Raw genomic sequence first — 14888 nt, 5'->3', positions numbered from 1 at the left:
TGCGCGTGTGACGCCCCGTTCCGCTTTCCCTTCGCGTGACCCGCGTTATCGTGGGCGCGCGACAAAGAGGGAGGCGCGTTTTCCAGATGGTGTTCAAGGTTATCCGTTACGAGGTCGAAGAGCAGGTCGCGGTGATCACGCTCAACCGGCCCGATGTGATGAACGCGCTTAACGCGCAGATGCGCGCGGAAATCCTCGAGGCGGTGAAACGCGCCGAGGATGAGGCACGGGTGATCGTGCTGACCGGCGCGGGCCGTGCCTTCTGCTCGGGGCAGGATCTGGGCGATGGCGTCTCGGCGGCGGGGCTCGATCTGGAGCGGGTGCTGCGCGACGAGTACGAGCCGATGCTCAAAGCGATCTACGAGAGCCCGCTGCCCGTGGTCTCCGCGGTGAACGGGCCTGCGGCAGGGGCGGGCGCGAATATTGCGCTGGCCGCGGATGTGGTGATCGCCTCGGAAGCGGCGAGCTTCATTCAGGCCTTCACGCGGATCGGGCTGATGCCTGATGCGGGCGGCACCTATTGGCTGCCGCGTCAGGTGGGCTTTGCCCGCGCAATGGGCATGGCTCTGTTTGCCGACAAGATCACGGCGCGGCAGGCGGCCGGTTGGGGCATGATCTGGGAGGCCATCGCCGAGGTCGATTTCGACCACCACTGGCGCACCCGGGCGGCGCATCTGGCCAATGGTCCGACGGCGGCCTATCGCGCGGTGAAGCGCTCGCTGCGCGAAGGTTACAGCAATGATCTGTCGACCCAGCTGGAACTGGAAGCGGAGCTGCAGGGTAGCCTCGGTCAGAGTCACGATTTCCGCGAAGGCGTGACGGCGTTCCTCGAGAAGCGCGCGCCGAAATTCGAGGGGCGTTGAGCGCCCAGCGGCCTTGCCAAGCCGCCGCGCCCGCGCTAGCCAGAGCGCGCTGCGGGCGTGGTGGAATGGTAGACACACGGGACTTAAAATCCCTTGGGCATTGCCCGTGCCGGTTCGAGTCCGGCCGCCCGTAGCCTTCCTGCGAAAATGTGAGCTATCGTGAGGCCGTCCGGGCATGCGCGTGCCGCAGGCTTTGCCAATCGAGGCTTGCCCGCAATGCCCCCGCCGCCTAAACCCGTCGTCAAGCAAGGGGGAATTCATGGCTCGCAGACCGACGGGACCGGCCGATGACCGGCCCAAGACGAAGAAGATCGGCGCGCTCAAGGGGCTCGGCCCCTTCATCGCACCTTACAAGGGGCTGGCCTTCGGGGCGCTCTTGGCGCTGATCGCCACCGCCACGATCTCGCTGATCCTGCCGCTCGCGGTGCGCCGCGTGGTGGACGGATTCCAGAAGGGCGCGGCGCTGCTGGATCAGTATTTCTTCGCCGCGCTGGTCATCGCGGGTCTGCTCGCGATCGGGACGGGGCTGCGCTACTACCTCGTGACGCGCTTCGGCGAACGGGTCGTGGCCGATATCCGCAAGGCGGTGTTCGACCGGGTGATCTCGATGAGCCCCGCCTTCTTCGAGCGCATCCTGACCGGCGAAATCATCTCGCGCATCACCACCGACACCACGCTGATCCTCTCGGTGATCGGCTCGTCCGTCTCGGTCGCGCTGCGCAACGTGCTGATCCTGATCGGCGGGTTGATCATGCTGCTCTTCACCTCGGCCAAGCTGACCGGGCTGGTGCTGCTGGTCGTGCCGGTGGTCGTGGTCCCGATCGTGGTTCTGGGCCGCCGCCTGCGGGTGCTGGGCCGCGAGAACCAGGACTGGATCGCGAATTCCTCGGGCTCGGCCTCGGAGTCGCTTTTGGCGGCGCAGACCGTGCAGGCCTTCACCCATGAGGCGATCACTCGCGAGAAATTCTCCGACGTCACCGAGAAAGCCTACCTCTCCGCCAAGAAACGGATCGGTACGCGGGCGGTGATGACCGTGATCGTGATTTTCCTTGTCTTCGCCGGCGTCGTGGGCGTGCTCTGGATCGGCGCGCGCGACGTGCGCGCGGGCGAGATGAGCGTGGGCGAACTGGTGCAATTCGTGATCTACGCGGTGATGGTCGCGGGTTCCGTCGGGGCGCTGTCGGAAATCTGGTCCGAATTGCAGCGGGCGGCCGGCGCGACCGAGCGTCTGGTGGAGCTGCTGCAAAGCGAGGACTCGGTGAAAGACCCCGAGCATCCGGTGCCGCTGCCGATGCCGGCGACCGGCGCGATCCGGTTTGAGGATGTGAGCTTCCACTACCCGTCGCGGCCGCAGGCCTCCGCGCTCGACCATGTCGATCTCGACATCGCGCCGGGCGAGACGGTCGCGCTGGTCGGGCCCTCGGGCGCGGGCAAGACGACCGTCGTGCAGTTGATCCAGCGGTTCTGGGATCCCGAAACCGGCAAAGTCATGATCGACGGCTACGACCTGCGCGACATGGCGCGGCATGATTTCCGGCAGGCGATCGCGCTTGTGCCGCAGGATCCGGTCGTCTTCGCGGCTTCGGCGCGCGACAATATTCGCTTTGGGCGACCCGATGCGACCGACCGCGAGGTCGAGGAGGCTGCGCGCGCGGCCCATGCCTATGACTTCCTCGAGGCTCTACCCGACGGGTTCGACACCTATGTCGGCGAGCGCGGCGTGATGCTTTCGGGCGGGCAGAAGCAGCGTATCGCGATTGCTCGCGCGATCCTGCGCGACGCACCGATCCTGCTTCTGGACGAGGCGACCTCGGCGCTCGATGCAGCCTCGGAACGCGAAGTGCAGGCGGCGGTCGATCAGCTGGCCAAGACGCGCACCACGGTGATCGTGGCGCACCGTCTGGCCACCGTGAAAAAGGCCGATCGGATCGTCGTCTTCGAGGAAGGCAAGATCGTCGCGCAAGGCACGCATGACAGTCTCGTGGCCGAGGGTGGTCTTTATGCGGAACTGGCGAAGCTGCAATTCACCGAAGGAGCATGAGAGGCGTTCGCGCCTTTCCACCTTGAACCCGGACGCTTGTTTCCCCACGTCAGATTTTGCGTGACGTGACGTTTTGGCGGCGGCGTAACTCTTGCCGTGGCGGGCGCTTTTGCCGCATCCTGCGCGTGGCCCGTCAGTGGAGGATCGCGGCGGCCCCGGGAGGAGAATAATGCAGAAATTCGCGACAGTTGCCGACCGTGATGCGGTCGAGGCCGAGAAACCCTGGGAGGCGCGCAACCGCCCCGAAACGCTTTACGGTTTTCTCAGCGAGACCGCCAAGGCCCATGGCGATCGTCCGGCCCTGTCATTCCAGATCATGTCCGGCCCGACCGACAAGGCGGAGACGCTGACATGGTCGCAACTGCACGGCAAGGTCACGCAGGCCGCGAACCTGCTGCGCCATCTGGGCGTCGGGCCGACCGACACAGTGGCCTATCTGCTTCCGAATTCGCTGGAGACCGCGACGGTGCTGCTTGCGGGGGCCACGGCCGGGATCGTGAACCCGATCAACCCGCTTCTCGAGCCCGAGCAGATCGGCGCGATCCTGCGCGAAACCAAGGCGAAGGTTCTCGTCACCCTGAAGGCGTTCCCGAAGACGGACGTGGCGCAGAAGGCGGCTGAAGCCGTGCGGCTTGCGCCGAATGTCGAGGCTGTGCTCGAAGTCGATCTCAACCGCTACCTCTCGCCGCCGAAAAGCTGGATCGTGCCCTTCGTGCGTCCCAAGACCGAGGTGAAGCACAACGCGAAGGTGATGAGCTTCAACGGCGAAGCCGCGAAGATGCCCGGTGACAGGCTGATGTTCGACGATCCCAACGAGGATCGCGTCGCGGCCTATTTCCACACTGGCGGCACCACCGGCATGCCCAAGGTCGCGCAGCACAAATATTCCGGCATGATCTACAATGGCTGGCTCGGTGGTCGGCTCCTGTTCAAGCAGGACGACGTGATGATGTGCCCGCTGCCGCTGTTCCATGTCTTCGCGGCCTATCCGATCCTGATGTCGGCCATCGCCTCAGGCGCGCATGTCATTTTCCCGACCCCTGCGGGCTATCGCGGGGAGGGGGTGTTCGACAATTTCTGGAAGCTGATCGAGCGCTGGCAGGTGACCTTCCTCATCACCGTGCCCACTGCGGTCTCGGCGATGGTGCAGCGCAAGGTCGATGCCGATATCTCCTCGCTGCGGACCGCGCTCTCGGGCTCTGCGCCGCTACCGATCGAGCTTTATAACCGCTTCAAGGCGGCGACCGGGGTCGAGATCGCGGAAGGCTACGGCCTCACCGAAGCGACTTGCCTGGTGTCGGTCAATCCGGTGGACGGGATGAAGAAGGTGGGCTCCGTCGGGATTCCGATGCCCTATACCCATGTGCGCATCCTCAAGAAGCGCAACGGCACGTTCGACGAATGTGGACGTGACGAGGTCGGCGAGATCTGCGTCGCCAATCCGGGCGTCTTCGAGGGCTCGACCTATACCGAGCCGGACAAGAACCACGATCTGTTCGCCGAGGAGCGTTTCCTGCGTACTGGCGATCTGGGCCGCATCGACGAGGATGGCTATCTCTGGATCACGGGCCGCGCGAAGGATCTGATCATCCGGGGCGGGCACAATCTCGACCCGGCAGAGATCGAGGACGCGCTGCTGAGCCACCCGGCCGTCGCTTTCGCGGGCGCGATCGGCCAGCCGGACAGTTTCGCGGGAGAGCTGCCCTGCGCCTATGTCGAGTTGGTGGCGGATGCGGAAGTGACCAACGAGGAGCTGATGGAGCACGCGAAAGCGAATATCCACGAGCGCGCCGCGATCCCCAAATACCTGGAGGTGATGGACGAGTTGCCGAAGACGGCGGTGGGCAAGATCTTCAAGCCCGACCTACGCAAGAAGGCGATCATGCGGGTGCTCAATGGCGAGCTGGAAAACGCCGGCATCAAGGCGCATGTGATCTCGGTCACAGAGGACAAGAAACGCGGTCTGGTGGCGCATGTCGCGACCACTGGCGACTGCGATCAGGACGCGCTGGCCCATAAGCTGGGCGAGTTTACCGTGCCGTGGGACTGGGCACAGTAAGTGCCCCTTCAGATCGCTGCCACCCATTGCGCCGCCCTCAGGGGCGGCGCTTCGATTATGGAGACATCGTGGCGGTGCATCGCGAAATTGCCCCCGACCGGCCCAAGTAGGTTCCGATTTCAATGGTTAAAGAAAGTTAAAGAAGCCGCATTCGCAAGGACGGATCGGCACCATTGAGATCGAGTGTAACGATGTTCCGGATTACCATTGCCCGTTTCGTGAAACGCGCCCTTGCCCTCTTTGTGGCGAGCGTTCTGTACAGTTCCGCCGCGCAGGCGGTGACCGTGGACTTGATCACGAACGGTGATTTCGAGACCGGTAACCTCTCGGGCTGGAGCACATCGAGCACCGCCTTCGCCGATGACTTCCAGATCAATAACGGGCGGTTCAACCCGCGCGGGCCGACGCGGCGCGTCGATCCGATTTCGGGCAATTACGACGTGATGAACGAGCAGACCGGCTACGGTGTATCGACGTTGACGCAATTCTTCGCGGTGCCCGATCAGGTGATCAGCGCCAGCTTCAACTTCACCTATCAGATCGTGAACCATTACCTGCTGGGCTACGATGACCCGAACCAGCAGTTCCGCGTGAGCCTGATCGACAACGCGGGGGCGGTGATCTCGCAGATTTTCGCGACGCAGCCGGGCGATGCGACGACACAGGGTGCGACGGCGCTGAGCTACGACCTGACCAGCTACCTGCAGGCCGGGGTGGGCTCGACGCTGGGAATCCAGTTCGATGTCGAGACGAATTACTACTACATGAACGCCTCGCTGGACGAGATCGCGATGATGGTCGAGACGCCCGCGACGGTGCCGCTGCCCGCCTCGGTCTGGATGATGCTGGCTGGGCTGGGGCTTTTCGTGGGGCTTGGCTGGCTCGGTCGCCGGCGCGCGCGCGACCCGGTCGCAAATTGCGACAGCTTTGCCGCCGCGTAACAGGCCGTGAAAGCGTCCCGACAACGCCACCGACATATCCACAGCCCGCCACGTAAGCGCCTCAATTGAGCGGAAATCTGAAAGGGTGACGCCAGAACGGCGTCGATGCAAAGGAGACACGGAATGAGCCGCCTGATTGCCCTTTTCAGCTTCTTCAAGCGTCGGGAGGACCGTATCGAAGTGAGGATGAAGGCCCTTGGCGCGATGCCCGCGCCCCGCCGCAGCCGCGTCTCGCCCTTCGCCGAGATGCCGAAGCCTCAGTAAGAGCCGCGCGCCTTAGTGCAAGACCAGTGCCAGTGACGAAACGCCCGAGGGTCATTCCCAGCGGGCGTTTGTTTTTTCCGCTTTTCGCGCCGGGAGAGGGCCTCAGAAGTCGACCGCGACGCCGGGCAGGTCCAGCTCCTTCATCAGGTCGCGCACTTCCTGACGGGCCGCCACGTTGGAGATGTTGAGGCTCTCGACGCCGAGGTCCTTCAGGTCCAGAAGCGTCAGCCCGCGCGGGAACAGCTCGCGGAAGATCACCCGTTCGGAGAAGCCGGGCGAGACGCGGAACCCGATGCGCTTCGAGAGCTGTTCGAGCGCCGCGCCCACCTTGCGCTTGTTGTGCATCTGCTGGGCGCCCACGCGGTTGCGCAGCACGATCCAGTCGATCGGCTTCAACCCCGCCTTCGCGCGCAGCTGCCGCGCCGACCAGACCATCTCGGAATAGATCGAGGGGCCGATCACCTTCGACGTCACCGGATCGATCCGCGCCAGCAGGTCGAAATCGATGAAACTGTCATTGAGCGGCGTGACCAGCGTATCGGCCAGGGAATGCGCGACCTGAGACAGCCGCGTATGCGAGCCGGGGCAGTCGATCAGGATGAAATCGCAGGACGGCTCCATCTCGGCCACGGCGGTAGACAGACGGTGGTCATAGGGGTTCTCGCCCGGACCCAGCGTCGAGGCGTCCACCTCGGGCAGTTCGCGATAATCGGGGCAGGGAAGGTCGAGCCCCTCGCGATCCATATAGGCCAGCCGGTTCTCGATATAGCGCCCGAAGCTGCGCTGCCGCAGATCGAGATCGAGCGCCCCGACTTTCCATCCCATCCGCGCCAAGGCGGTCGCCACATGCATCGAGGTGGTGGACTTCCCCGACCCACCCTTTTCGTTGCCCATCACGATGATATGCGCCAAGTCCCATCCCCGCTTTGTCTTGTGTCTTGTCCCTTACCAGACACTATAGATGGCAATAGGGAACTGGGGAAGGTGGCGCGCGAGGGGCGAGGTGCCGTGGCCTAGAAACACTGCGTTTAAGCAACAGAGAAAAGCGCAGAGCATGGTTATGCTCTGCGCTTTCGCTTTTCGTTCGAAGTGTGTGTCGGAACTTACCGGCTGAACTTCTTATACTTCACCCGCTTCGGCTCGACCGCATCCGGGCCGAGACGACGGATCTTGTCTTCTTCGTAGTCCTCGAAGTTGCCCTCGAAGAATTCCACATGGGCGTCGCCCTCGAAGGCGAGGATGTGGGTGCAGAGGCGGTCGAGGAAGAAGCGGTCGTGCGAGATGATGATCGCGTTGCCGGCGAAGTCTTCGATCGCGGCTTCCAGCGCCTGCAGGGTTTCGACGTCCAGATCGTTGGTCGGTTCGTCGAGCAGTAGCACGTTGCCGCCCTCTTTCAGCAGCTTGGCCATGTGGACGCGGTTGCGCTCACCACCCGAGAGGAGACCCACCTTCTTCTGCTGGTCGCCGCCCTTGAAGTTGAACGCGCCGCAATAGGCGCGGCTGTTGACCTGCGCGTCGCCCAGTTCGATGAGTTCGGCCCCGCCGGAGATTTCTTCCCAGACGGTCTTGTTCGCATCCAGCGCGTCGCGCGACTGGTCGACATAGGCGAGCTTGACGGTCTCGCCGAGGGTGATCTCGCCGGTGTCGGGCTTGTCCTGACCGGTGATCATGCGGAACAGCGTGGATTTACCGGCGCCGTTCGGGCCGATCACGCCGACGATGGCGCCCGGCGGGATCGAGAAGGAGAGATCCTCGATCAGTTGCTTGTCGCCGTAGTGTTTCGAGATGCCCTCGACTTCGATCACCTTACCGCCAAGACGCGGGCCGTTCGGGATGATGATCTGGGCCTTGCCGACGCGCTCGCGCTCGGACTGGTCCGCCATCTTTTCATAGGCCGAGATACGCGCTTTGGACTTCGCCTGACGGGCTTTCGCGCCGGCGCGAATCCACTGAAGTTCCTTCTCGAGGACCTTCTGCTTGGCCTTGTCTTCGCGGGCTTCCTGCTCGAGGCGCTTCGCTTTCTGCTCCAGCCATGCGGAGTAGTTGCCCTCGTAAGGGATGCCGCGGCCGCGCTCGAGTTCGAGGATCCACGAGGTGATGTCGTCGAGGAAGTAACGGTCGTGCGTGACGCAGAGGATCGTGCCCTTGTATTCGATCAGGTGCTTTTGCAGCCACGCGATGGTTTCCGCGTCGAGGTGGTTGGTCGGTTCGTCGAGCAGGAGCATGTCGGGCGCTTCGAGCAGCAGCTTGCACAGCGCGACCCGGCGGCGCTCACCGCCCGAGAGGGTTTCGACATCGGCGTCGTCCGGCGGGCAGCGCAGGGCCTCCATCGCGACGTCGACCTGGCTGTCGAGATCCCACAGGTTCTCCGAGTCGATCTCGTCCTGCAGCTGGGCCATCTCCTCGGCGGTCTCGTCCGAGTAGTTCATCGCCAGCTCGTTGAAGCGCTCCAGCTTGGCCTTCTTGGCGGCCACGCCTTCCATGACGTTGCCGCGCACGTTCAGCGCCGGGTCCAGATCAGGTTCCTGCGGGAGGTAACCGACTTTCGCGCCTTTCGCGGCCCAGGCCTCGCCCGAGAAATCCTTGTCGATGCCGGCCATGATGCGCAGCAGCGTGGACTTACCCGCGCCGTTTACGCCCACGACGCCGATCTTCACGCCGGGAAGGAAATTCAGGCGGATGTTTTCGAAGCATTTCTTGCCACCCGGATAGGTCTTCGAGACACCATCCATGTGATAGACATATTGATAGGACGCCATAGTCGACCTCGTATGGAATAAGGGGTTTGGGCGCCTTCTATGCGGAAAGCCGGGATAGGGAAAGGGGGCGTGGCGGGAGCCTACGGGCGAGCCTGCCGCTTCTGTCGCGGAACTGTCAATTTTCAAGGTGCGCAGATGCGCAGAACTGTGTTTGAAATCGCCAGTTTCCTGCGAATGCGAACGATCCTAGATCAGCGTCATCGCCGAGGGCACAGACGCTTCCCCCTGTCGCTTCGCTCTCGGTGAGAAGAACAACATGCGTATTCGTATAGGAGAGTAACCATGAAAACGCTTATCACGACTTCCGTCCTCGCCCTCGCCCTGAGCACGTCGCTGGCTGCTGCCGGCGGTGACGGCTACGGCTCCATCGCGCCCTCGATGTCGCAAAGCTCGTCGGCCAGCAAAGGCTCGGCTGTTGGCGAAGTGACCCCCGGCAAGGCCCAGATCGCGGCCCAACTCGGTCTGAACCCGGCCGAATACACCACCGCCGAGCTGTTCCGCATCCAGAACGCGCTGCGCAACGGCAATCGCGACGAGGCGAAATACGTCATCAACCACACCAACCGTCAGCCGGTCGACGTGGCGCCGCAGCCCGTGATGGGCCGTGACGCGTAAGGTCGACGCAGTGTTCTGACCGAAAACGGCTCCCTCGCGGGGGCCGTTTCTATTTGTGCGAACCTGTCATTTTCTTTCGATAAAATTGGTTTTCACATGTATTCCAGATACTTCACGGCGTCTGGAACGGGCGAGAGTTCCCTGTGTATATGTGTTTGAGTAAACATGGGAGCGGGCCGAAACGGCCTTTTGTGCGATGATTGGGTTCATAAGTCGGGGTCATCGGCGCCAGACGGTGCTGCGGAAAATCAACCTGCTGATGAAAGGATTTCATCATGACCCGCAATCTTCTGACTACTGCTATCGCAGCGCTCGCCCTCACGGCAAGCTCCGCCGGACTCGCTTCGGCCGCCACGACCTATAACGGGTCTGACAATAATTCGGACCTGGGTGTCATCGCGCCTTCGATGACGCCGCAAACCCAAGGGTCATCGATGGTCGTCAACGCGACCAATCAGGGCAGAGCGCAAGTTGCCGCAGAGCTGCAAACCTTCGCCGGTCTAAATAATGTCGATCCCACGCAATATTCGGTGGGCGAGTTGCAGAAAATGCTCCACGCAGCGCGCAAGGGCGATACTGCCAAGCTGGCCTACTACCGCAGCCACGCGGACCGGCAACCGGGCGGTCCCGGCCTCGGCAAGACCACGCCGGGCAAGACCCAGATGGCTTCGCAGCTTGGGCTCAACCCCGACAACTACACCGTTGCCCAGCTTCAGCGCATCCAGCATGACGTGCAGCGCGGCAACTATGGCGACGCCCATTTCATCGTGACCCAAGGCGCTTCGTCGCAACCCACGACGATGCACTTCGCGCCGAAGGCTTCCTGACCTGACATCGCCTGACTTGACGAAAGGGGCGGTCCTTCGGGGCCGCCTTTTTCATGCGCTTTGACAGGGCGGTCAAAGCCTGTATCCCTGAGCGAGACCTATGGGAGAGAACATGCTCGAAACGCTAAGGCATTATTACGAGGGCGAGAGCCACCGGGCGCATGTCTTCCGCTACGGGCTTCTGATTTTCGACCTCTTGACGATCGTCTTCGTCATCGTGACCTCGTTCTTTCCGCATTCCAGCACCATAGGCGCGATCGATGCCGTGATCGGCGTCGTGATCGTGGCGGATTTCCTCGCCCGTTACGCGATCTCGGGCGAGAAGGTGCGGTTCTGGACCCGCGCGCCGACCTGGGCGGACCTGATCGCGATCGGCTCCTTCCTTGCGCCGATCGCGGGGCAGGGGTTGGGCTTTCTGCGAATCCTGCGGACGCTGCGGCTGTTGCACACCTACCAATTGCTCGCGCGCCTGCGGGCGGATTTCTCTCTATTCCGGCACCACGAAGAGATCATCGTCGCGGCGATCAACCTTCTGGTTTTCCTCTTCGTCATGACCGGGCTGATCTATTCGACGCAGGTGCGGATCAACCCGGAGATCAAAAATTACGCCGACGCGCTCTATTTCACCGTCACCACGCTGACGACGACGGGCTTCGGCGACATCACCCCCAAGGGCGAATGGGGGCGGATGATCTCGGTCGCGATCATGATCTTCGGGGTGACGCTGTTCCTGCGGCTCGCTCAGGTTCTGTTCCGGCCAACGAAGGTGCGTCACGAATGCCCGACCTGCGGGCTGAAACTGCACGATGCCGATGCGGTCCATTGCAAGCATTGCGGCGAGGTCATCCATATCGACACCGAAGGGATAACCTGAGCGCCTCAGCAGGGCTTGGCGAGCACCATCACGTACCACGGGCCCTTGCCGTCGCGCTTGGGGACGACCGCCACGCCGATCCGCGTCACGCCGCGTAGCAGGATGTTGCGGCGATGGCCGGACGACTTCATCCAGGCGTCGAAGGTTTCGCCCGGATCGCGCTGGCCCATCGCAACATTCTCGGCGATCAGGCAGGCGTGAAAGCCCGCGCGCTCCGCGCGCGTGAGTGGGGTCGACCCGTCGGAGCCCGTGTGGGCAAAGAAGCCGCGCCGGGCCATGTCGCAGCCCTGTGCCGCGGCTGCCTGTGTCAATTGCGGGTCCATCGCGAGCGCGTTGAGGCCCTGCGCCTGTCGCTGTTGCGAGGTTGCCTGCGCGATCTCTCGCCCCTGCGCGGCATCGATGGCGCACTCGCCAGCCTGCGCCGCGAGCGGGAGCAGGCCGAGAAGCAAGGCGGACAGGGCGAAAATGCGGATCAAACGAGTCGTCCCCAGAGATCGTATTCCGAGGCCTCGTCGACCTCGACCGTCACGATATCACCGGGGCTGAGATTCTCGAAATCCTCATCGATGAACAGGTTGCCGTCGATCTCGGGAGCATCTGCCTTGGTGCGGCAAGTGGCGCCTTCCGCATCGACCGCATCCACGATCACCTGCTGCACAGAGCCCACCTTGGCCTGCAGCTTCGCCTCGGAAATCGCCTGCGCCTTCTCCATGAAGCGGTTCCAGCGGTCCTGCTTGACCTCGTCGGGCACATGATCTGGAAGGCTGTTCGAGCGCGCGCCCTCGACATTCTCGTACTGGAAGCAGCCGACGCGATCGAGCTTCGCCTCGTCCATCCAGTCGAGCAGGTACTGGAACTCCTCCTCGGTCTCGCCGGGATAGCCGACGATGAAGGTCGAGCGCAGCGTGATATCCGGGCAAGCCGCGCGCCATGCCGCGATCTCGTCGAGCGTCTTGGCCGAGGCCGCGGGCCGCGCCATCCGTTTGAGCACGTCCGGATGGGCGTGCTGGAACGGGATGTCGAGGTAAGGCAGAACGCCGCCACCGTTCTCCTGTGCTTCCGCCATCAGCGGGATCAGATTGCGCACATGCGGGTAGGGATAGACGTAATGCAGCCGCACCCATGCGCCGAGCGACCCCAGATCGCGGGCGAGATCGGTGATATGCGCGCGGTGGCCCCGCTCTTCGGCATGTTTGATATCGACGCCGTAAGCGGAGGTGTCCTGCGAGATCACCAGCAATTCGCGCACGCCCGCACCGACCAGCTTCTCGGCCTCGCGGCCGATCGCATGGGCCGGACGACTGACGAGGCGGCCGCGCATGTCAGGGATGATGCAGAACTTGCACTTGTGGTTACAGCCCTCGGAAATCTTGAGGTAGCTGTAATGGCGCGGCGTCAGCTTCACGCCCGCGGCGGGCAGGAGGTCGACGAAGGGATCGGGATCGGGCGGCACGGCCGCATGGACCGCGTCGAGAACCTGCTCGTATTGATGCGGCCCGGTCACTGCGAGCACGGACGGGTGAGCGCCGGTGATATATTCGGGCTCGGCACCGAGGCAGCCAGTTACGATGACCCGACCGTTCTCGTTCAGCGCCTCGCCAATGGCCTCGAGGCTTTCCGCCTTGGCGCTGTCGAGAAAACCGCAGGTGTTCACGATGACAGCATCCGCGCCCGCGTAATCGGGCGAGATCGCGTAGCCCTCGGCGCGCAGTCGCGTCAGGATGCGTTCGCTGTCGACCAGCGCTTTCGGACAGCCAAGCGAGACCATCCCGATCAGCGGCTGACCGGGGCGGGGGGCATCCGTGATGCGCGCGCGGGGCGCGAGATCGGGACGCAGGTTCGGAGGGTTCGTGCTCATGGCGCGCGATATAGCCTTTGCAGGGCGCCCCGAAAAGCCCCTCGCATCGGGGCAGCGTCGGTTGGGGCGGCGGGATTGCGGCGTGTGTGACCGGTTCAAACGAAAAGGGCGCCTCGCGGGGCGCCCTTCGATATCACGGGGGAAGCGGCCTCAGCGGCGACGGTCGCGGCGCGAGCTCATCGGCTGGAAGGCGACGCCGACATGGGCCTCGCAATAGGGCTTACCGGATTGGCTCGGCAGGCCGCAGAACCAGAATTCCTCGGTCGCAGGGTCGCCGATCGGCCATTTGCAAGTGCGCTCGGTCAGTTCCATCAGGCCAAGCTTCTTGGCGTGTTTCTCGACCTCGCCGACCTTGGCCAGCGCGGCCGGGTCGATCTCGTTGGCCGACGGCTGCGGCGGCAGCGGCTGGCCGGCGGGGATGATCGCCTTGCGTGCGGGCGCGGCCGACGGGGCTGCGGCCTGAGCGGGCGCGGGGCTCGCCGGTTTCGCGGCAGGTTTGGGGTCCGGCGCCTCGGCCGCGGGCTGCGCGGCGGGCTTCTCGGGTTTCGCCTCGACCTTCTCGGGCTTGGCTTTCGGCTCGGGTTTCGCGGGCTCTGCTGCGCCGCCGGTGCGGTTCGACAGGCCGAGGCGATGCACCTTGCCGATCACCGCGTTGCGCGTCACACCGCCCAGCTCTTTCGCGATCTGGCTGGCCGATTGGCCTTCGGTCCACATCTTCTTGAGCAATTCGACGCGTTCATCGGTCCAGGACATGGGCATCCTTCCTTGGTTTCCTGCAAGTCCGTCTTGCAGGCCATTCCAGTTTCAATCCCTATTTTAGCGGGAGAGCGCAGAGATACAATCGCGGGGCCCGCTTTTCAAGGGCTACGAGGCGGTTCGGGCGCGTGCGCAAGCGGGAAACCGGCTGTGCGCTCGCTGCGTTGAGCTGCGGGCCGCGAGCGTGTAGGGAGCGGTCAACAACGGGAGTATCAGGATGTACGAGATCGGTGTGCGCCGTTTTGGCGCGGTAAACTGGATGGGCCTGCGGATGTTGGGCTGGCGCGAGATTCGCCGCTTTCTCGCGGTCTGGCAGCAGACGGTGTTGGCGCCGCTGATCACCGCCGGGCTGTTCCTGACCGTCTTCGCGCTGGCCTTCGGGCGCAATCGGGCCGACGTGCTCGGCGTCGATTTTCTGCATTTCATTGCGCCGGGCATCCTGATGATGACGGTGATCCAAAACGCCTTTGCCAATACGTCCAGCTCGATCGTGATCGCGAAGGTGCAGGGCAATATCGTCGACACGCTGATGCCGCCGCTCGCGCCCTGGGAAATCCTCGTGGGGTATCTGACCGGCGCGGTAGCGCGCGCGCTGATCGTGGCGGTCGTGATCTGGATCGGGCTGTTTGTCGTGCTGGGGCAGGGTGTCGCACATCCGCTCTGGGCGCTGGCCGCAGTCGTCTTCGGCGCTGCCTTCCTTGGCGGGCTGGGCATTCTGGCGGCGGTGTTTGCCGACAAGTTCGACCAGATGGCGGCGATCACCAACTTCATCATCACGCCGCTGTCGTTCCTGTCGGGAACCTTCTACTCGGCCAAGGCGTTGCCGCCGGCCTTCCAGATCCTGACCCATTACAATCCGGTCTTCTACCTGATCGACATGGCCCGCTTCGGCTTCCTCGGTGTGTCCGATGCGTCACCGTGGCACGGTCTGGCGGTGATCGGCGTGGCGCTGATCGTGGTTCTGGGACTCGGCTGGTACTGGCTGCGCATTGGCTATCGCATGAAGCCCTGAGCCAGTCGCGGCGCGGCGA

Annotated in this window: 14 protein-coding genes and 1 tRNA gene; 10 read left to right on the top strand and 5 right to left on the bottom strand. The window is 63.7% G+C overall.

Translation table 11 applies throughout. From position 1 onward, the window contains the following. The first annotated feature begins 86 nt into the window (after positions 1-86). The 6 genes from DEM26_RS01755 to DEM26_RS20290 all read left to right on the top strand — a co-directional run bounded on the left by DEM26_RS01755 (position 87) and on the right by DEM26_RS20290 (position 6168). Positions 87-863, top strand: coding sequence for an enoyl-CoA hydratase-related protein (locus DEM26_RS01755; protein ID WP_109171573.1), 777 nt, complete (start codon positions 87-89; stop codon positions 861-863). Positions 864-914: 51 nt separating this feature from the next. Continuing rightward, positions 915-996: transfer RNA gene (locus DEM26_RS01750), tRNA-Leu, on the top strand. Between the two features lie 126 nt (positions 997-1122). Next, positions 1123-2904, top strand: a complete 1782-nt coding sequence (locus DEM26_RS01745) for an ABC transporter transmembrane domain-containing protein (RefSeq protein ID WP_075774020.1) — start codon at positions 1123-1125, stop codon at positions 2902-2904. 169 nt (positions 2905-3073) lie between these two features. Then, positions 3074-4963, top strand: coding sequence for an acyl-CoA synthetase (locus DEM26_RS01740; protein ID WP_109171572.1), 1890 nt, complete (start codon positions 3074-3076; stop codon positions 4961-4963). A 191-nt stretch (positions 4964-5154) separates the two neighbouring features. Further along, on the top strand, positions 5155-5904 hold the full coding sequence (locus DEM26_RS01735) for a VPLPA-CTERM sorting domain-containing protein (RefSeq protein ID WP_075774022.1): 750 nt from the start codon (positions 5155-5157) through the stop codon (positions 5902-5904). 123 nt (positions 5905-6027) lie between these two features. Continuing rightward, on the top strand, positions 6028-6168 hold the full coding sequence (locus DEM26_RS20290; RefSeq protein ID WP_157771605.1) for a hypothetical protein: 141 nt from the start codon (positions 6028-6030) through the stop codon (positions 6166-6168). 102 nt (positions 6169-6270) lie between these two features. Here the strand turns inward: DEM26_RS20290 and DEM26_RS01730 are convergent, their stop codons facing one another. Both DEM26_RS01730 and ettA read right to left on the bottom strand, forming a co-directional pair. Beyond that, complete coding sequence (locus DEM26_RS01730) at positions 6271-7080, bottom strand: division plane positioning ATPase MipZ (protein WP_075774023.1); 810 nt, start codon at positions 7078-7080, stop codon at positions 6271-6273. Between the two features lie 191 nt (positions 7081-7271). Continuing rightward, the gene (gene ettA, locus DEM26_RS01725; RefSeq protein WP_075774024.1) at positions 7272-8927 is read right to left on the bottom strand and encodes an energy-dependent translational throttle protein EttA; all 1656 of its coding nucleotides are present in this window, start codon (positions 8925-8927) and stop codon (positions 7272-7274) included. Positions 8928-9209: 282 nt separating this feature from the next. On the opposite strand from ettA, the gene DEM26_RS01720 reads away from it, so the two are divergent. The 3 genes from DEM26_RS01720 to DEM26_RS01710 all read left to right on the top strand — a co-directional run bounded on the left by DEM26_RS01720 (position 9210) and on the right by DEM26_RS01710 (position 11243). Beyond that, the gene (locus DEM26_RS01720; RefSeq protein ID WP_075774025.1) at positions 9210-9542 is read left to right on the top strand and encodes a hypothetical protein; all 333 of its coding nucleotides are present in this window, start codon (positions 9210-9212) and stop codon (positions 9540-9542) included. A 275-nt stretch (positions 9543-9817) separates the two neighbouring features. After that, on the top strand, positions 9818-10369 hold the full coding sequence (locus tag DEM26_RS01715) for a hypothetical protein (protein WP_109171571.1): 552 nt from the start codon (positions 9818-9820) through the stop codon (positions 10367-10369). Between the two features lie 112 nt (positions 10370-10481). Further along, on the top strand, positions 10482-11243 hold the full coding sequence (locus tag DEM26_RS01710) for an ion channel (RefSeq protein WP_075774027.1): 762 nt from the start codon (positions 10482-10484) through the stop codon (positions 11241-11243). A 5-nt stretch (positions 11244-11248) separates the two neighbouring features. Here DEM26_RS01710 and DEM26_RS01705 read toward each other — a convergent pair whose 3' ends face one another. The 3 genes from DEM26_RS01705 to DEM26_RS01695 all read right to left on the bottom strand — a co-directional run bounded on the left by DEM26_RS01705 (position 11249) and on the right by DEM26_RS01695 (position 13854). Next, on the bottom strand, positions 11249-11719 hold the full coding sequence (locus DEM26_RS01705) for a CAP domain-containing protein (protein WP_109171570.1): 471 nt from the start codon (positions 11717-11719) through the stop codon (positions 11249-11251). After that, on the bottom strand, positions 11716-13101 hold the full coding sequence (rimO, locus tag DEM26_RS01700) for a 30S ribosomal protein S12 methylthiotransferase RimO (protein WP_109171569.1): 1386 nt from the start codon (positions 13099-13101) through the stop codon (positions 11716-11718). The genes DEM26_RS01705 and rimO overlap by 4 nt, the downstream gene beginning before the upstream one ends. Positions 13102-13251: 150 nt before the next feature. Beyond that, positions 13252-13854: a GcrA family cell cycle regulator gene (locus DEM26_RS01695; RefSeq protein WP_075774030.1), complete on the bottom strand. Its 603-nt coding sequence runs from the start codon at positions 13852-13854 to the stop codon at positions 13252-13254. 220 nt (positions 13855-14074) lie between these two features. On the opposite strand from DEM26_RS01695, the gene DEM26_RS01690 reads away from it, so the two are divergent. Beyond that, complete coding sequence (locus DEM26_RS01690; RefSeq protein ID WP_075774031.1) at positions 14075-14869, top strand: ABC transporter permease; 795 nt, start codon at positions 14075-14077, stop codon at positions 14867-14869. Positions 14870-14888: the final 19 nt, after the last annotated feature.

Source organism: Thioclava sp. NG1 (assembly GCF_003122275.1).
Lineage (GTDB): Bacteria > Pseudomonadota > Alphaproteobacteria > Rhodobacterales > Rhodobacteraceae > Thioclava > Thioclava nitratireducens.
The sequence above is the reverse complement of the archived record's forward strand: the minus strand, read 5'-3'. Positions and strand labels throughout refer to the sequence as shown.